Source organism: Bacillus sp. FSL R9-9834, assembly GCF_038006905.1.
Lineage (GTDB): Bacteria > Bacillota > Bacilli > Bacillales > Bacillaceae_G > Bacillus_A > Bacillus_A pacificus.
This window is the reverse complement of the sequence record NZ_JBBOWD010000001.1, coordinates 2,762,100-2,781,451: the sequence shown is the minus strand read 5'-3', so window position 1 is coordinate 2,781,451 and position 19,352 is coordinate 2,762,100. Positions and strand designations below refer to the sequence as shown.

Sequence of the window (19,352 nt, the reverse complement as noted above, 5' to 3'; positions counted from 1 at the left end):
TGAGAAGGTGAAAACGTGAAGGAAAGAACAATTCAACCTGTTACTAACGGATTAAATGGCAACATTACAATTCCAGGAGATAAATCAATTTCTCACCGTGCTGTCATGTTCGGTGCGATTGCAGAAGGAAAAACAACAATTAAAGGTTTCTTGCCCGGTGCAGATTGTTTAAGTACAATTTCTTGTTTTAAAGAAATGGGAGTAGACATCGTGCAAAACGGTGATGAAGTCACTGTAGTTGGTAAAGGATTAGAAGGTTTACAAGAACCGAAAGCTGTATTAGATGTTGGGAATTCGGGTACAACTATACGTTTAATGTCAGGAATTTTGGCAAATACACCATTTTTCTCTTGCGTACAAGGTGATGCATCTATTGCAAAAAGACCGATGAAACGTGTAACAAATCCATTAAAACAAATGGGTGCGAACATTGATGGGCGCGAAGAAGGAACGTTTACACCGCTAATAATACGTGGTGGAGATTTAAAAGCAATTGAATACACTTCGCCGGTAGCAAGCGCACAAGTAAAGTCAGCTATTTTACTTGCAGGACTTCGTGCAGAAGGTGTAACAGCTGTTACAGAACCACATATTTCACGCGATCATACGGAAAGAATGCTCGAAGCATTTGGCGTTAAAGTAACTCGCGAAGGAAAGACAGTGAAACTAGCAGGTGGACAAAAGTTAACAGCGACAGATGTTCAAGTACCAGGTGACGTATCATCAGCTGCATTTTTCTTAGTAGCAGGTGCAATTATTCCAAATAGTAAACTAGTATTACAAAATGTAGGAATGAATCCAACTCGTACAGGTATTATTGATGTTTTAGAGAAAATGGGTGCTACGTTCACTGTAGAGCCAATTAACGAAGGAGCATCAGAACCAGCTGCAAACATTACAATTGAAACATCTTCATTAAAAGGAATCGAAATCGGCGGAGATATTATCCCTAGATTAATTGATGAAATTCCTGTTATCGCTTTAGCGGCAACGCAAGCAGAAGGAATTACAGTAATTAAAGATGCACACGAATTAAAAGTAAAAGAAACGAACCGTATTGATACAGTCGTAGCGGAATTAACAAAACTTGGTGCTCGCATAGAGGCAACTGACGACGGGATGATTATTTACGGGAAATCAGCTCTAAAAGGTAATACAGTTAATAGCTATGGTGATCACCGCATCGGAATGATGCTTGCGATTGCGGGATGTATTGCAAAAGGAAAAACAACAATTGAAGATGCAGAAGCAGTTGGTGTATCATACCCTACATTCTTCGAAGAACTTCAAAAGTTAGCTAAATAAAGTGATGAGAAGCAGATACGAGATGTATCTGCTTTTTCATATTGGATGTTTGTTAATAAGCTAGTATAATTTCATTCACCGAACTGTAACGTTTAGAATTATGGTACAATTCAAATAAAGGAGGGAGGAGAAATATATGAATGTTATACGATTAACAGAAGATAAATTTAGAGAAGCATTACGCTTATCAGAATACGCTTTTCAATATAAAGTTGAAGAGGATCGATTGCAGCAGCAACTTACAAGAATGAAGGAAAGTCATGAAGTGTACGGTATTATGGAAGGTAATGACTTAGCGGCAAAACTACACCTTATTCCGTTTCATATATACATAGGAAAAGAAAAATTTAAAATGGGTGGCGTTGCAGGGGTAGCAACGTATCCAGAGTATAGAAGAAGCGGATATGTGAAAGAATTACTTCAACATTCACTTCAAACGATGAAAAAAGACGGATATACAGTATCGATGTTACATCCATTTGCTGTTGCATTTTACCGTAAATATGGCTGGGAACTTTGTGCGAATCTTCTTGTATGTCATATGACAAAGAGTGATTTAGTTATGAAAAAACAAGTGAATGGTACTGTGAAACGTTTCAATAAAGAAAATCACTCAGAAGAAGTCGAGAAGCTTTATGAAACATTTGCAGAACGTTTTTCTGGTATGCTAGTTCGCAATGAAAAATGGTGGTTACAAGCAGTTTATGATGATTTAACATTAGCAATTTACTACGATGAAAATAAAACTGCAGCAGGTTACATGTTATATAAAATAGAAAAATCTAAAATGACTGTAGAAGAATTCGTACCACTGCATAATGAAGCACGAAATGGTCTATGGAACTTTATTTGCCAACATGATTCTATGATTAAAGAACTTGAAATGACAGTAAGTGAAAACGAACAGTTGTTATATACATTGCAAGAACCACGTGTGAAAACAGAAATAAAACCATATTTTATGGGAAGAATTGTAGATGTAGAGCAGTTCTTAAAACAGTATGAGTTAAACTGGAACAATATACAACAAGAAATAATTTTACATATTACAGATTCATTTGCACCGTGGAATAATGTATCGGTGAGACTTGCAAATTATGAAATAACAATTATAGAAGAACCAATGGATAAAGGGATCAAGCTAGATATAAATGCACTATCTACAATATTGCTCGGATACAAACGCCCATTAGAACTAAATGAACTTGAATTAATTAACGGAAGCGAAGAGGAAATACGAGCGTTTGAGAAAATAGTTCCGGTACGAGAAGCCTTTATTTATGATTTCTTTTAAAAAATAGGGCTGTCCAAAATCAAATTTTGGGACAGCTTTCTCTTTGGGTGTTGGTTTTTGTCGGTAAGTTGATATATCCTGAAAATCGCTGATATAATTTTATTCACAAATAAGGGAATAAAATTACAACTATACGTAGTCACACACTTGACTTTTATTTTCTGTAATTTATAATTAAAAACGGAATGAATTTTCATTCCTGAAAATAGAGGTGGAAAAAATGGCTAAAAACAAACAAGAGGATATTTTTGATGCTGCCATGCAACTTTTTGCGGAGCGTGGTTACGATGGTACGACAATTCCAATGATCGCTGAAAAGGCAAAAGTCGGTGCGGGTACTATTTATCGCTATTTTGAAAATAAAGAGGCGCTTGTTAACTCATTATTTTCAAAAAGTATGTTACAGCTTTCTGAAATGATAAAAACGGATTTTCCTGTTGAAGCAAATATTCGTGAACAGTTTAGTCATACGTATAACCGTTTATTTGAATTTGCGAGAAATAATGTGGATGCTTTTCTGTTTACAAATTCTCACTGTGATAGTTATTTTCTTGATGAACAAAGCAAGAAAATATTTGATGATTTTATAGGCTTCTTTATGAATATTATAGAAGATGGGATTGTAAAAGGCTTACTCCGTCCGTTACCTCCAGTTGCTTTAATTATTATTGTATATCAACCGTTAGAAAAATTAATTAAAGTAATTGCAACAGGGCAATTAGAGTACTCAAAAGAATTAGTAAAAGAATTGGAAGAAAGCTCTTGGAACGCTATAAGAATCATTTGATTCTATAGCTTTATAAGGACAGGAATGAATATTCATTCCTGAATAGAATTAAAAAATGAGAGTAGGAGAGGGTATTTGTGTAACTAAAGGAATGAACATTCATTCCGAAAAAGTAGTTTAATAGAGTTTATAAAACAATGTAATAGAGTAATAGGAATGAACGTTCATTCCGAAATGGCATTTTAAAATGGTAGGAATGAATATTCATTCCGAAACTAACATGAAATTTTAATCGCGGGAGATGATGCAAATGAGCAAGCTGAAAAATTGGAGAAGTTTATCTTTTCTATTATGGATAGTTATTACTATTACAATGATCGTTACGATGCCCAATATGGATAAATTAGTGAAAGAAAAAGGGCACATTACGATTCCTAATACAGAACAAAGTAGTATTGCTGACAAAATGATAAAAGAAATGAATAAAGACGGGACAGAAAAGTATGAGATTATAGCAGTTTTTAATAGTGGTAGTAACACAGCTTTAACGACTGAACAAAAAGAGGAAATTACAAAAACAATCAACGTTTTGCAAAATGAAAAAGAACAATTAGGAATTAAAGAAATTGTTTCACATTTAGATAATAAAGACTTAGAGAAACAATTAGTTTCTAAAGATAAAACGACTATTTTAACGCAAATATCGATAGATAAAAAGCATGGTGAAATATCGAAAGTTACAAATAATCTTCATAATAAAGTGAAAACGAAAGAGGTAACAACGTACTTAACAGGAAGTGACTTAATCGCGGGTGATTTTCTTACATCCTCTCAAGAGGGAGTGAAAAAGACTGAAGTTATTTCAATTATTTTCATTCTTGTAATATTAATCATTGTATTCCGTTCACCTATTGTTCCAATCGTTTCTCTTCTTACTGTTGGGGTATCATATTTAGTTTCAATGGGGATTATTACCCATTTAGTAGATCAATTTAATTTTCCGTTTTCTAACTTTACGCAAGTGTTTGTCGTTGTTGTCCTGTTTGGGGTTGGAACAGACTATAATATTTTATTATTTACAAGATTTAAAGAAGAATTAAGTAAACAAGAAAACGCATTTTTGGCTACGAAAGAAACATTTAAATCGGCAGGGAAAACCGTTTTATATAGCGGGATAGCAGTGCTAATTGGTTTTGCATCTCTTGCTTTAGCGAGTTTTAAATTATATCAATCTACTTCAGCGGTAGCAATTGGTGTCGCAGTTTTATTACTAGTATTAACTACGTTAAATCCGTTTTTCATGGTGCTTTTAGGAAAAGGGATGTTTTATCCCGTTAAAACATTTAAAGGTCATGAAGACAGTCGTCTATGGGGATTCTTTGCGAAAAACTCAGTAGTAAGACCATTTGTAGCTTTAATTATTGTATTTGTGATATCGATTCCTTTCATATTAAAGTATTCTAATACACTTAATTACAACGACTTATTTGAAGTAGACAATAAATATGAGTCGAAAATGGGGATTAACGTAATAGAAGAACATTTTCCACCTGGTTTTTCTTCACCAAGTACGTTAGTCATTCAATCGAATAACAAGTTAGATGAGGCGAGTTCACTTCAAACTTTAGATGAACTAACTGATAAGATTTTGAAAGTGAAAGGTGTTTCAGAAGTATATGCACCGACACGTCCAACTGGTGATAGGATTAAAGAACTATATATAAATAAACAAGCTGGTGAACTAAATACAGGTTTAGGAGATGCCAATGGTGGTATAAAGGAAATTAATGATGGATTAACTACTGCGAAAGATAAGATGGGTAATAAGGACTCAAATAGTCTTGCAAACGTTCAAAAGTTAATTGATGGAACAAATGAAGCGAAAAATGGTGTATCGGCATTAGGAACAGCTTTAAATCAACTATCTAATGGCATAAATGATGGAGCAAAAGGTGCGCAGCAAATTGAGAATGGGTTAACTTCAGTAAATGAAAATATAAGTATATTATCTCATGCAGCTTCACAACTTCATGCTGGCTATACGCAGTTAGAAAAAGGTTTAAGTTCTTACGATCAATATTTCGGAAGTATTTCTCAAGCGATTGACGGTGCGAAGAAAGGTTATGAACAAATTGAAATGTTAATGACCAATTTCATTCAAACGAAACCAGAATTAGCAAATGACTCTAACATTCTGCAGACGATAGGAATTGCTAAAGAGGCTCAAAAGCAATTAGGTGGGCTTTCAAATGAATTAAATCAATTAGCAACGCAACACAATGCGGCGATGGGATCATTTAAAGAAGCGAATCAATCGTTATTGAAAGTGGATAATGGCTTAAAAGAAATGAGCAACGGAGTTACTAAGTTACAAAAAGGAGCAGCTGATCTTAAAAATGGATTAAATGAAGGTGCTTCAGGTTCAAAACAAATTGTGAACAAGTCATCTGAATTACAAACCGGATTAACGAAAATAAACGATGGGCAAGGCCAGCTATTAACCGGACTGAAAGACTTGCAAGAACAGATGGGGCAATTACAATCAGGACTATCTAAAAGTACAGAAGGCCTTGAAAAGGTAAGTAACGGCCTAGGGGATGCTCAGAAATATTTAGGAGAACTAAATGAATCAAAAAGCTCTGAGAAATTCTATATTCCAAAAGAAGTTTTGGAGGGAGAAGATTTCCAAAAAGCTTTGAATACGTACATGTCACATGATAGAAAGACTGCTAAAATGACAATCATTTTAGACGTAAATCCGTATTCAAAAGAAGCGATGCCAGTTATTCAAGAAATCAATAAAACGATAGATGGTACTTTGAAGGGGACGGAATTAAATCATGCGAAAACAGCAATTGGAGGAACGACAGCTAGAAACGTTGATTTAAAAGAAGTAACAGGGCAAGACTTCTTACGTACAGCTACAATTATGTTAATTGGAATCGCGATTGTATTAATGATGATTACACGTTCATTATTAAATACCATCTTTATTATTGGATCGTTACTATTAGCGTACTTTGCATCATTAGGGATAAGTGAACAAATTAGTACGCATGTTTTACATGTAGATTCATTAAGCTGGAATGTTCCGTTCTTTAGTTTCATAATGATAGTCGCTTTAGGAGTGGATTATAGTATTTTTGTAATGATGAGATACAATGAGTTAGAAGGGGACCCAGCGACGAAAATTGTAACTGCTTCTCGTCATATTGGAGGAGTCGTATTATCAGCAGCACTTATTTTAGGAGGTACATTTGCTGCATTAATCCCTTCAGGTGTATTAACGCTTATACAAGTAGCATCCGTTGTTGGTGTTGCACTGTTACTATTAGCTATTATTGTGATGCCAATATTGTTACCTGCTTTAATAGGATTAACGAGTAAAATGAAGAATTATGCAAAGAAATTAAGTGAAAGGAAATAAAAGAATCCACTTTTAAAAGTAACTGGTTCCGTTATAGGAGAGAAAATATAAAATAACACACAAATTAGGGATGCTAAATCACATATGATTTAGCATCCTTTTTTATATAGTTCACTCAAATAATGGTGTACTATCTTTTTTAAAAGGTAAATGGAAAATTTATGTTAAAATAATGATAGAGATTGTGAAAAAATGTTCTTAAGTTAACGGTCAGGTTACTTTAAGAAGGATTTTTCAAAGGAAATGTTGAATATCGTATTTTGAAGGAGTGATTGCAGTGGAGTAAGTAATTTTTTAAATCTTGGTTAAATACTTTGAAGGAAGGGATTTATAAATATGAATACAAAACTAATAATAGTAGAAGGTTTACCTGGATTCGGAAAATCGACCACTGCAAAGCTAATAAATGAAATTCTAAACCAAAATAAAATTGAAGTTGAACTATTTTTAGAGGGGAATTTGAACCACCCAGCCGACTATGATGGTGTATCTTGTTTTAATAAATTTGAATTCGATAGATTAGTATCTAACAGTGGAGATTTTCAAGAAGTTCTTCTTAAAAGAGTTTTAAAAAAAGGAAGCAATTATTTATTACCATACAGAAAGATAAAAAATGAGTTTGGTGACCAGTTTTCGGACGAATTATTTAACGATATTTCAAAAAACGATATATATGAATTACCATTCGATAAAAATATTGAATTAATTGCTGACAAATGGAATGACTTTGCTGAAATTGCTCTAGAAGATAATAAGGTTTATATTTTTGAATGTTGTTTCATACAAAATCCATTAACAATTGGGATGATTAAATACGGTGAACAAAAAGAAAAAATAATAAATTATGTAATGAAAATTGCAAAAATCATAGAGAATTTAAATCCAATGTTATTCTATGTAGAACAAGATGATCTTGAATTTTCATTTAGGAAGGCATTAAAAGAAAGAAATCCAGAATGGTCCAAAGGAATTGTCGACTATTACACGAACCAAGGCTATGGGAAAGAACATAATCATTCAGGTGTAGAAGGAACGATAAAAGTTCTTGAGGCTAGAAGGGATTTAGAGTTAGAAATATTCAATATGTTAAAAATGAAAAAAGAAAAAATCAATAATACAAAATATGAAATTGACTCATATAGGTCAATGCTAAAAGATAAGTTAACAATACAAATGGTGAAATAGCTTTTTACACTAACTGGTGCTTTAGTTGAATAAGGAAATAAAAACGCTCAGAATATTTTCTGAGCGTTTTAACTTGCTAGTTATAATGCGAAATGCATTCAAATGATTATATTATTTCTAATGGTTATTAGTATTTTTTCTCTCTAAACTGAATCCGTTATTTCAAGTGGGGATTTTTCTTATTTAATAAACCTGTCCATCACATCTTTATATTTTGCAAACTCTTCATCTTTCATATCGCCATTCATTTGTAGAAGAAAATTTCCTTTTGCATGTGTATGAGAGAATAACATAGGAGCAGAATTTCCTAATTCATCGTAATATTTTTTTACTTTTTCTAGGTCTTCTTTCTTTGTAATTTCGAATAATCGACCGCCTTTATCTTCACCAAGAGCAGGTACGACAATGCGTTTTCCTTCTTTTCGAAGGTTACCAAATTCTTTTTGCGGAAGGTCGGTTGGATTTTCTGCTTGGAGACCAGCGTTTTTAAATTCAGTGATAATTGAATCGACAGTTATTTTTGTTTCTTTTTTCTCTTGTTTTGATTCAGTAGGTGTTTTTGTATTGTTACTACTACATGCGGTTAAGGAAGCAATTGATAAACATAATGCTCCAATTATAAATATTTTTTTCAAAATGAATCCTCCTTAAAGTGTGTATGTAACTTTAATATAATTAAAAACAAAGGTTTTATTCAAGTTTGTAAAGAAAGGAATAGCAATCAACCGTTGCTATTCATCCAGCTTCTACTATATAATAGCTATAGTCTACAATAATTGAGTCGTAATATGCGATTTTTTAAGACAATCGGTGAGAAAACGCTGAAATAAGCGGTATTAGTAGGAGGACACAAATGATTACAGTAAGTAACGTTAGTTTGCGTTTCGCGGATCGCAAATTGTTTGAAGATGTTAACATAAAATTCACGCCAGGTAACTGCTACGGCTTAATCGGAGCAAACGGTGCTGGTAAATCAACGTTTCTAAAGATTTTATCTGGAGAAATCGAACCATCAACAGGTGACATACATATTACGCCAGGCGAGCGTCTAGCAGTATTAAAACAGAACCACTTTGAATATGAAGAGTTTCCAGTATTAGAAACTGTAATTATGGGTCATACTCGTCTTTACAAAGTAATGCAAGAGAAAAATGCCATTTACATGAAAGAAGACTTTAGTGATGAAGATGGAATGCGTGCTGCAGAACTTGAAGGTGAGTTTGCTGAGCTTAACGGTTGGGAAGCTGAGTCAGAAGCTGCAATCCTTCTTAAAGGTTTAGGTATTGGTGAAGACCTTCATGATAAGAAAATGTCTGAGTTAACTGGTGCAGAGAAAGTAAAAGTATTACTTGCTCAAGCTTTATTCGGTCAGCCTGATATTCTATTACTAGATGAGCCTACGAACCACTTGGACTTAAAAGCGATCCAATGGTTAGAAAACTTCTTAATGAACTTTGAAAATACAGTAATCGTTGTATCCCATGACCGTCACTTCTTAAATAAAGTATGTACACACATGGCTGATCTTGATTTCGGTAAAATTCAACTTTATGTTGGTAACTATGACTTCTGGTATGAGTCAAGCCAATTAGCTTTAAAATTAACGCAAGATGCTAATAAGAAAAAAGAAGAGAAAGTAAAAGAGTTACAAAACTTCATTGCACGTTTTAGCTCAAACGCATCTAAAGCGAAACAAGCAACTTCTCGTAAAAAATTATTAGATAAAATTACATTAGATGATATTAAGCCATCATCTCGTCGTTATCCATTTGTTGGCTTCACACCAGAGCGTGAAGTAGGAAATGACTTATTAACTGTTGAAGGTCTTTCTAAAACGATTGATGGTGAAAAAGTGTTAGATAATGTGTACTTCACTTTAAATAAAGGTGATAAAGTTGCATTTATCGGTCGTAACGATATTGCAATGACGACATTATTTAAAATCCTTATGGGTGAAATGGAGCCAGATAGTGGTTCATTTAAATGGGGCGTTACAACATCTCAATCGTACTTCCCAAGAGATAACTCTAAGTACTTTGAGAACAGTGACTACAACTTAGTTGAATGGTTACGTCAATTCTCTCCACAAGATGAGTCAGAAAGCTTCTTACGTGGTTTCTTAGGCCGTATGTTATTCTCAGGCGAAGAAGTTAAGAAGAACGTTTCTGTATTATCTGGAGGCGAAAAAGTTCGTTGTATGTTATCTAAAATGATGTTAAGTGGTGCAAACGTAATTACACTTGACGATCCAACGAACCACTTAGACCTTGAGTCTATCACTGCATTAAACAATGGTTTAATCGCATTTAAAGGTACAATTTTATTCACATCTCATGACCATCAGTTCGTACAAACAATTGCAAACCGCATTATCGAAGTAACGCCAAACGGTGTAATCGATAAAGAGGCTACTTACGATGAGTTCTTAGAAAATGAAGAACTTCAAAAACAAGTAGATGCAATGTACAAAGGTCAATAATAAATGATGAAAACCCTCGCTTTCGTTTTGAGAGCGAGGGTTTTTATAATCATTATTTTTATGGATTGTGAATAATTATTCAAGAATAATTTTATTAGAGGAAAGAGATTTGGATTTTGCACATAGAAGAATGGCTGAAGCATAAATAACTGAATGAAGAAATAATATATATCGAAAAATTAAATGCTATCTATTGTGAATTTCATTATATTACATTAATGTTCCAGAACTGGAGACATATTTATTTGCGAAGTAGTGAATAAAGGTTTATAGTATGTGATGTCATAATTAGTGGATGAATCTTGGGAGAAAACAGGAAATGTTACAAATTTATTTTGTTAAATAGAAACCAAGGTCAAAATGTCTAAAAAGAAATAGTTGAATAAATACTAGCTTCAAATTATAATTACTAGTATTCTTCATATAGTTAAATATATAAAATCTATTTGAAGATAAAAAATTGAATAGAGAGACAGACTTATAAAAAAATAAGCCTTGGATGATCAAAAGAGGTGGAGAAATGAAACAATTCTTATTAAAGAGCAAAAGTGTGTTAAGCAATCATTTTGGATTCTTTCTGTTTGCCGTTATTTTATTTTGGCTCAAAACATATGCAGCTTATGTAACGGAATTTAATTTAGGAATTTCAAACACAATCCAAAAATTCTTGCTGTTTTTCAACCCACTTAGTTCAGCAGTTCTATTTTTAGGACTTGCATTATTTGCAAAAGGGAAACGATCTTATATTTGGTTAATTGTTATCAACTTGTTATTGTCGATTCTTTTATACGCAAACGTCGTATACTATCGCTTTTTCAGTGACTTTATTACGTTCCCGACATTAACACAAACGAATAACTTTGGAGATTTAGGTGGTAGTATTGTTGCGTTGTTACATCTTTATGATCCGCTATACTTCTTAGATACAATTATTTTAATTGTGTTAGTAGCAACGAAATTTGCAAATCCAAAACCAATTCGTGTTGCGAAACATAAATTATCTTTAGTATTTGTAGCAGGTATTTTATTATTCAGTGTTAACTTAGGACTTGCAGAATCTGACCGTCCTGAATTATTAACAAGAACATTCGATCGTAATTATATTGTGAAATATTTAGGGGCATATAACTATACAATTTATGATGGAATTCAAAGTGCGAAAGCATCAACAGAACGAGCATTAGCTGATGGAGATAATATGACAGAAGTAAGAAATTATTTGACATCAACTTACGCTAGTCCAAACCCTGAGTATTTCGGTAAAGGAAAGGGAATGAACGTAATCTATATTCATTTAGAGTCATTCCAAAACTTCTTAATTGACTATAAATTAAATGGTCAAGAAGTAACGCCGTTCTTAAACTCATTTACAAAAGATGCGAATACGCTTTACTTTGATAACTTCTTCCATCAAACAGGGCAAGGGAAAACGTCTGATGCGGAGTTTATGTTAGAGAATTCTATGTTTGGTTTACCACAAGGATCTGTATTTACAACGAAATCTCATAATACGTATCAATCAGCACCAGCTATTTTAGGGCAACAAGGATACACATCAGCAGTATTCCACGGTAACTATAAAACATTCTGGAACCGTGACGATATTTATAAATCATTTGGTTTTAATAAATTCTTTGATGCTTCATACTATGATATGAACGAAAAAGATGTAGTAAACTATGGATTAAAAGATAAACCATTCTTTAATGAATCCATTCCGTTATTAGAAACATTGAAACAACCGTTCTATACGAAGTTTATTACGTTATCGAATCACTTCCCGTATCCAATTGATAAAGAGGAAGCGACAATTGAACCAGCGAACACAGGTGACTCGTCTGTAGATACGTATTTCCAAACAGCACGTTATTTAGACGAATCTGTAAAAGGTTTCATCGATTACTTGAAACAATCTGGTTTATACGATAATTCTATTATCGTTATGTACGGAGACCATTACGGTATTTCAGATAATCATAACGCAGCAATGTCAAAAGTAATGGGTAAAGAAATTAACTCGTTTGAAAATGCACAGTTACAGCGTGTACCTTTAATCGTTCGTGTACCAGGTGTGAAAGGTGGCGTACAACATCAATACGGTGGTGAAATTGATGTTCTTCCAACTCTTTTACACTTACTTGGAACAGATACAAAAGATTATGTTCAATTTGGTTCAGATTTATTATCACCAGATCATAAACAAGTCGTTGCGTTCCGTAATGGTAACTACGTAAGTCCAACAGTTACTGCATTAAACGGCAAATACTATGATACAACGACTGGAAAACCAGTAGAATTTACAGATGAAATAAAACAAAATGAACAAATGGTTCAAAAATCGTTAAAATACTCTGACCAAGTCGTGAATGGTGACTTATTACGATTCTACACACCGGAAGGATTTACACCGGTTGATCGTTCAAAGTACAACTATAACCATCGTGATAAAAATAAAACGAAGGTAAAGACGACTGAAGATGGGGAAACGAAATAAATATTAAAAAGCGCTACTCATATGAGTGGCGCTTTTGTTTATAAATAGAACGTTGTTATTATATAGAAACATCTTTAGTCTTTTGTTTCATCTTTCCAAAGAACACTACACCAGCAATGACAATAATGATGAATGCCCATTTAATGAAAGGGTTACTTTCGAAAAATGCAGTGAACCACTTTTCATCCACAATCATTTTCGCGGCAGTATAAGCTAAAACAGCTGCTCCAATTGTAATAATGATAGGATAACGGTCGACCCATTTTAAAATTAATGTACTGCCCCAAACTACTACTGGAATTGAAACCAATAGCCCAATGATTACTAAAGAAAAGTTGCCATGCGCAGCTCCAGCAACAGCGAGGACATTATCAATGCCCATTAATGCATCAGCAATGATAATGGTTTTAATAGCAGACCAAAAACCTTCTTCTGCTTTAATATCATGATCTTTGCCTTCAGCAATTAATTTGTAAGCGATCCATATAAGAAGTACACCACCAATTAGAAGTAACCCTGGTATTTTTAACAACCAAACGACAACTAAAGTAGCGAGAGCTCTAATCGCGATTGCCCCGATAGTTCCCCATATAATTACTTTCTTTTGTTGATCTTTCGGTAATCGTCTTGCTGCTAATCCAATTACAATGGCATTATCACCCGCTAAAACTAAATCAATTACAATAATGGCAAGCAAGGCTGACAAATATTCAGCTGAAAGAAAATCCATATACATATCACTCCTTAAGAGTAATATGTGCTAAGCTACTATACAGTATTAAAAATTCTGAGGGGTAATATTCATGTTTTGTTGAAAAGGAACAGAAAGGGGAATAATAGCATTAAACACAGGCATAAGAAATTTTCAAAGCACAATCTTTGCACTGCAGAAAAACAAAAATTTGGACTTATATTTAGAAGCAATAATAGATATTATATTAATAGAAAGCGATTTCAAAAAATCTAATTTTGCAAAGTTAGTATCTATACTTGCAAGTCAATTAGTGAACAAGTATAGAAAGGGTGTACACCAAATATGATATTAGATACTCGAAGTATAAATATTTTGCAACAAATTATTCAAGCAGAAGGTTATGTGCCTATAAATCAACTAATTGATGTAATTCAAGTTTCTAAACGAACGCTTTATTATGATATTAAGAAGATTGACGATTGGTTACAAGAGGAAGGATTACATTCTATTGAATATATACGACACTTAGGTTATTGCTTAAATAAAGAAACGAAACAAATGATAGTAAAAAAATTAAATGAGTGTGTGATTAATCAATATGAATATTCTCCGAAAGAAAGAAAAATATGGTTAATATTATATTTGCTAATACAGGAAAAAAGAATTTTATTGGAAGACTTAATAAACCTTTTGCAGGTAAGTCGTAATACTGTACTTGCAGATTTGAAAAAGCTAAAAGTAGAGTTAAATAAGTATAACTTATCTTTACATTTTGGTCGTAAGGAAGGATATCAAATCGTTGGAAATGAACAGAGTAAACGAAATTTATTAATTTTAAGCCTCTCTCAAATTATTTGCCAACATAGCTGGGAGTATTTAATATCACAAGTAAATTATATTATGTGTGATATGGGAAGTGAAACAGATACTCTTGCACGAGAAACATTATACACTATAAAAAAAATTCTTGCGAATTGTGAAGAGTTTTTAGGTGTCCAATATACAGATGAGGTACTAGAAAATTTAAGCGTTTACATGTATTTGTTCCATAGACGTATTCTAAAAGGTAAGTGCGTCGAGATGGAAGAAGCTGAAAAAAATGTTCTGCAAGATTCAAAGCAATTTGAAGCTGCAAAATATATAGCAAAGCAGTTTGAACGAGCGTTTATTGTTAAATTTCCAATAGATGAAATCTATTATATTACGACTCATTTGTTAGGTGCAAAAGTAAATTATCAGGAAAATATTTATGAGAAAAATAATATGGATGAAATACATTCAATTGTTGACCGCATGATTAAAGATTTTCAACACTATGCTTGTGTTTTATTTCAAGACTTTAATGGGTTGTTTACTGATCTATATTTGCATATGAAACCTGCATTTTATCGTGTGAAGTATGGAATAGAAATTGAAAACCCATTACGAAATACAATTCAAGAAAACTATGAAGAGGTATATTTTCTTACGAAAAAGGTAATTCATCATTTTGAAGAATATGTGAAAAAATCTGTTTCCGATGATGAAATTGTGTATGTTACTATGCATTTTGGAGCTTGGATGAGGAAAGAGGGAATCGTTCCCAATCCACGAAAAACGGCATTACTTGTTTGTCCAAATGGTATTGGTACATCACGTATGTTGCAGTATCAATTAGAGAAGTTATTTTCAAATATAGATATATTAAATGCAATTTCAAAACGGGAATATGAATCAAATATATTTGATGTAGATTGTATAATTACGACTACTGAAATTGAAAAAGGGAATGTGCCGGTTTTTAAGGTTAACCCAATTTTATCGGATTCTGAAAAAGCAGCTCTATTAAGAAAAGTGAATGGAGTATTGTATGGAGAAAACCAAAAAGATTCTGTGGATTTAGTGATGGGAATAATTCAAAAATATGCTGACGTAGTGGATGAGAAATCTTTAAAAAGAGAACTGATTGAATTTATGAGTGGTCCTGCGTATTTTGAGAAGGAGGAGAAATATAAACCAATGTTAAACGAACTTTTAACTAGAGAATTTATTCATCTTGAAGATCGTGTTGATAATTGGAAAGATGCGATCAGGCTAGCGGCTGATCCGTTATTACAAAACCAATACATCTTTGAAGAATATATCAATGAAATGATTGTAAATGTAGAAAAATTAGGTCCTTATATTGTTATTGCACCTAAAATTGCAATACCTCATGCTCGCCCAGAAGCGGGGGTCAAAAAGTTAGGGATGAGTTTATTACAACTAAAAGAAAGTGTTCTATTTTCAGAAAAACAAGAGCATGCCGCAAATTTAATTATTGTATTGGCAGCGATTGATAATGAGACACACTTGAAAGCATTAGCACAATTAAGTGAGATGTTATCGGATCCGAAAAATGTGGAAATGTTAATTCATTCAAATTCAATAGACGAAATGCTAAAAATGATAGCTAAATATTCTAATTAAAGGGGAGATTGAAATGAAAAAAGTATTAGTTGTATGTGGAAATGGATTAGGGAGTAGTTTTATTGTAGAAATGAATGTGAAGAAAATTTTAAATGAATTAGGATTACAAGCAGAAGTATCACACACAGATTTAGCATCAAGTAAATCAGAACAAGCAGATTTATATTTAGGTGCGAAAGATATTATTTGTAACCTTGAAGATGGTAATCGAACAGTTGCTGGATTAACGAATATTTTAGATTTAAATGAAATTAAAGAAGCATTACAAAAACACCTAATGTAGTAACAATGAAGGGGGAGTAGTGCTATGTTTGATATAATTATGAAGGATATTTTAGGACAACCCGCAATATTAGTCGGATTATTTGCTATGTGTGGTTTACTACTGCAAAAGAAAAATTTTGCAGATACGGTTTCAGGAACCTTAAAAACAATTATGGGCTTCGTCGTTTTAGGAGGTGGAGCCACTATATTAATTGGAGCTTTAGATGTTTTTGGTAAAATATTTGATAAAGCATTCCATATTAAAGGGATTATACCAAATAATGAAGCTGTAGTTGCAATAGCACAGCAAACATTAGGAAAAGAAACAGCGTTAATTATGGTATTTGGTATGATTGCGAATTTACTAATTGCACGTTTTACAAAATTTAAATATGTGTTTTTAACTGGTCATCATACCTTATTCATGGCATGTTTAATTTCAGCGGTATTTTCAACTACCGGGATGAAAGGTGCTACATTAGTGATTGTTGGATCAATCATTTTAGGGGCACTCATGGTGATTTTTCCAGCATTATTACAACCATACGTTAGAAAAATTACAGGAATGGATGATATCGCAATCGGCCATTTTGGATCAGTTGGATACTTAGCGGCAGGGTTTGTTGGGAGTAAATTTGGAAATAAGGATAAATCAACAGAACAAATTAAAGTGCCTAAGTCACTAGGTTTTTTACGTGATACATCAGTTTCTATGTCATTAACGATGGCTGTATTATTCTTTATTGTTGCACCATTTGCGGGTAAGGAGTTTATCGAAACGGAATTAAGTAACGGACAAAATTACCTTGTGTATTCTTTCATGCAAGCAATTACATTTGCAGCAGGAGTATATATTATTTTAGCGGGTGTCCGCATGTTAATTGCAGAAATAATACCTGCATTTAAAGGGATTGCAGATAAACTTGTACCAAATGCAAAACCAGCGTTAGATTGCCCAACAATCTTCCCGTTTGCACCAAATGCAGTTATTATTGGCTTCTTAACAAGTTTTATTGCCGGATTACTATCCATGTTTATACTTTCATTTATTGGTTTGAGTGTAATAGTGCCAGGGTTAATTCCTCACTTCTTCACAGGAGCAACAGCAGCCGTATTCGGTAATGCAACAGGAGGAAGACGAGGCGCAATACTAGGAGCTTTTGTAAATGGATTACTAATTTCATTCCTACCAGCAATATTATTACCGATATTAGGCGGATTAGGATTTGAGAATACAACATTTGGTGATTCTGATTTTGCAGTTGTAGGTATTTTAATTAGTGAAATTGTGAAGTTAGTAGGATATATTTTTTAATAGATAAGATGAAAAAGACTTGGATTCTTGTAATGAATGCAAGTCTTTTTTATTATTTCATTAATGCATTTAAAAATTATGATAAAATAATTTAAAAAGCATTATTAAATATTAATTGGATAGTCTCTATACTTGAAGATAAAGCTACTTGAATAATAAGGAGGTAATTTATGATTTTTCAAAATGAAATTGTATCATTACATTTTGAAGCTGTAAAATACGAGTTTAACAATGCATTTGATACATTTGATCGTAATTGGCTAATAATAAAAGTGAAACTTTCAGAGGGAAATAAAGTTTTTGAAACGATGGATCCTTTTTTACAAACTAGCGAATTACAACACATGAAAGAATGGTTTCAAACATTACCGAATCCTACATATACCCGACTAGACTTCATAGAACCTAATCTGTCGTTTGAATTTATAGGAGAAAAAGAAGAGACATTTCAAATTATAGTTCGTTTATCTATAGAACTAAATCCTTCATGGTGTAAAGAAGAAGAGTACGAATTTTGTATTACTATTACGCAAGAAGATAGAAAAAATATTATTCGTTTCATTGAAGAACAACATATAAAATTTCCAAAACGATAAAAAAGACTTGATATCCTAAAGGAAATCAAGTCTTTTTCATTACATACGATTATCATGCCAGAAGTTTAATGGGAAGTGTTCGTTCTCACTATAGGCTTCTAATTCATATCCTTTTTCTTTCAGTCCTTTAATAATACCAGGTACTGCTTTTACGGATTGTGGGTGAATATCGTGCATAAGGATAACTTCTGTTGGCTTGTTAGCGCCATTTAGAACGTTTTCTACAATTTTAGCTGATGCAGCATCAACCTGCATTTTGTTATACTTCCAGTCTAAAGAATCGATTGTCCAATCCCAAACTTTTAAGCCATTCTCAACAACTTTGTTGCGAAGAGCCTCATTTAATCCTGGCATTGATCCGTAAGACGGACGAGTTAATACTGGTGATTTGCCTAAAACGCCAGCGATTAAGCCTTGATCTTCCTTCATCTCATCTACATAATGACCTTCTGTGTAAAGTTTCTTGTAGTTATGAGTCATACTGTGCATCCCAACGTAGTGGCCTTCAGCATCTTCACGTTTTACAAGATCAGGGAAAGCTTTTACATTTGAACCAATAAGGAAGAATGTTGCTTTTGCATTTTCTCTCTTTAACATATCTAAAAGCTCAGCTGTGTATTTTCCAGGACCATCATCAAATGTTAAGTAAGCTACTTTTCTAACTTGCCCATTATATTGTTTTGGAGCTTCTTTCGGTGCAAGAGATGATTGAATTTCACTTACAAGTTGAACAGATTTTGCTTCATCCTCTGTACTCGCTAGAGCAGTATGTGCTGATCCTAAGGCCGCTTCGTATGTAAATAATACCCCCGCGCAAATCAACATAGCCCTTTTCACTAAAGTTGTCATTCGAATTCCATTGTGCATAATTTTCCTTCTCTCTATAAAAGTTCTACTCTACTATATTAGCAATTATAGGGAGGTAATTGCAAAAAAACTTTTTTACAAGAGCAAAAAAGTTTGTCCAAAAGTATGCAAGATTTCAATATTTTGCTGGTTTACTAAAATGAAACAAGGATGGAATGAAAATGCATGTAGTTTGTTGCTATATATAATAAACCCAATGAGTGAGTTATACAGAGAATGCTGACGAAGAGTGTGCCTGTTGCATTAAAACGCATCTA

General features: G+C 33.1%; 14 protein-coding genes. 11 read left to right on the top strand and 3 right to left on the bottom strand.

What is annotated here, in order from left to right:
* The first annotated feature begins 15 nt into the window (after nucleotides 1-15).
* From aroA to MKY00_RS14450, 5 genes are all read left to right on the top strand, one after another.
* Nucleotides 16-1,305 carry a 3-phosphoshikimate 1-carboxyvinyltransferase gene (aroA, locus tag MKY00_RS14470; RefSeq protein WP_074585591.1) on the top strand — a complete coding sequence of 430 codons (1,290 nt, stop codon included), beginning with the start codon at nucleotides 16-18 and terminating at the stop codon, nucleotides 1,303-1,305.
* A gap of 136 nt (nucleotides 1,306-1,441) precedes the next feature.
* The gene (locus tag MKY00_RS14465; protein ID WP_001100979.1) at nucleotides 1,442-2,599 is read left to right on the top strand and encodes a GNAT family N-acetyltransferase; all 1,158 of its coding nucleotides are present in this window, start codon (nucleotides 1,442-1,444) and stop codon (nucleotides 2,597-2,599) included.
* A 220-nt stretch (nucleotides 2,600-2,819) separates the two neighbouring features.
* Nucleotides 2,820-3,386, top strand: coding sequence for a TetR/AcrR family transcriptional regulator (locus tag MKY00_RS14460; protein WP_001107304.1), 567 nt, complete (start codon nucleotides 2,820-2,822; stop codon nucleotides 3,384-3,386).
* Nucleotides 3,387-3,636: 250 nt separating this feature from the next.
* Nucleotides 3,637-6,753 carry an MMPL family transporter gene (locus tag MKY00_RS14455; protein WP_016717783.1) on the top strand — a complete coding sequence of 1,039 codons (3,117 nt, stop codon included), beginning with the start codon at nucleotides 3,637-3,639 and terminating at the stop codon, nucleotides 6,751-6,753.
* 336 nt (nucleotides 6,754-7,089) lie between these two features.
* The gene (locus MKY00_RS14450) at nucleotides 7,090-7,938 is read left to right on the top strand and encodes a hypothetical protein (protein WP_016717782.1); all 849 of its coding nucleotides are present in this window, start codon (nucleotides 7,090-7,092) and stop codon (nucleotides 7,936-7,938) included.
* A 179-nt stretch (nucleotides 7,939-8,117) separates the two neighbouring features.
* On the opposite strand, the gene MKY00_RS14445 is transcribed toward MKY00_RS14450, so the two are convergent.
* Nucleotides 8,118-8,573 (bottom strand): hypothetical protein, encoded by a 456-nt coding sequence (locus MKY00_RS14445; RefSeq protein WP_016717781.1) that lies wholly within the window; start codon nucleotides 8,571-8,573, stop codon nucleotides 8,118-8,120.
* 218 nt (nucleotides 8,574-8,791) lie between these two features.
* On the opposite strand from MKY00_RS14445, the gene MKY00_RS14440 reads away from it, so the two are divergent.
* Nucleotides 8,792-10,417, top strand: a complete 1,626-nt coding sequence (locus MKY00_RS14440) for an ABC-F family ATP-binding cassette domain-containing protein (protein ID WP_000633868.1) — start codon at nucleotides 8,792-8,794, stop codon at nucleotides 10,415-10,417.
* Between the two features lie 520 nt (nucleotides 10,418-10,937).
* Entirely contained in the window at nucleotides 10,938-12,911 is a 1,974-nt protein-coding gene (locus MKY00_RS14435; protein ID WP_016717780.1) for an LTA synthase family protein, read from the top strand.
* Between the two features lie 58 nt (nucleotides 12,912-12,969).
* On the opposite strand, the gene MKY00_RS14430 is transcribed toward MKY00_RS14435, so the two are convergent.
* Nucleotides 12,970-13,641 (bottom strand): TerC family protein, encoded by a 672-nt coding sequence (locus MKY00_RS14430; protein ID WP_000346939.1) that lies wholly within the window; start codon nucleotides 13,639-13,641, stop codon nucleotides 12,970-12,972.
* A 306-nt stretch (nucleotides 13,642-13,947) separates the two neighbouring features.
* Between MKY00_RS14430 and MKY00_RS14425 the strand changes: the two genes are divergently transcribed.
* From MKY00_RS14425 to MKY00_RS14410, 4 genes are all read left to right on the top strand, one after another.
* Nucleotides 13,948-16,053 carry a BglG family transcription antiterminator gene (locus MKY00_RS14425; RefSeq protein ID WP_016717779.1) on the top strand — a complete coding sequence of 702 codons (2,106 nt, stop codon included), beginning with the start codon at nucleotides 13,948-13,950 and terminating at the stop codon, nucleotides 16,051-16,053.
* 13 nt (nucleotides 16,054-16,066) lie between these two features.
* Nucleotides 16,067-16,336: a PTS sugar transporter subunit IIB gene (locus MKY00_RS14420; RefSeq protein WP_000757315.1), complete on the top strand. Its 270-nt coding sequence runs from the start codon at nucleotides 16,067-16,069 to the stop codon at nucleotides 16,334-16,336.
* A 24-nt stretch (nucleotides 16,337-16,360) separates the two neighbouring features.
* Entirely contained in the window at nucleotides 16,361-17,632 is a 1,272-nt protein-coding gene (locus MKY00_RS14415; RefSeq protein ID WP_000459662.1) for a PTS ascorbate transporter subunit IIC, read from the top strand.
* Between the two features lie 170 nt (nucleotides 17,633-17,802).
* Complete coding sequence (locus tag MKY00_RS14410; RefSeq protein WP_016717778.1) at nucleotides 17,803-18,228, top strand: WapI family immunity protein; 426 nt, start codon at nucleotides 17,803-17,805, stop codon at nucleotides 18,226-18,228.
* Nucleotides 18,229-18,267: 39 nt separating this feature from the next.
* Here the strand turns inward: MKY00_RS14410 and MKY00_RS14405 are convergent, their stop codons facing one another.
* Nucleotides 18,268-19,095 carry a peptidoglycan-N-acetylglucosamine deacetylase gene (locus MKY00_RS14405; RefSeq protein ID WP_000551433.1) on the bottom strand — a complete coding sequence of 276 codons (828 nt, stop codon included), beginning with the start codon at nucleotides 19,093-19,095 and terminating at the stop codon, nucleotides 18,268-18,270.
* Between the last annotated feature and the right edge of the window lie 257 nt (nucleotides 19,096-19,352).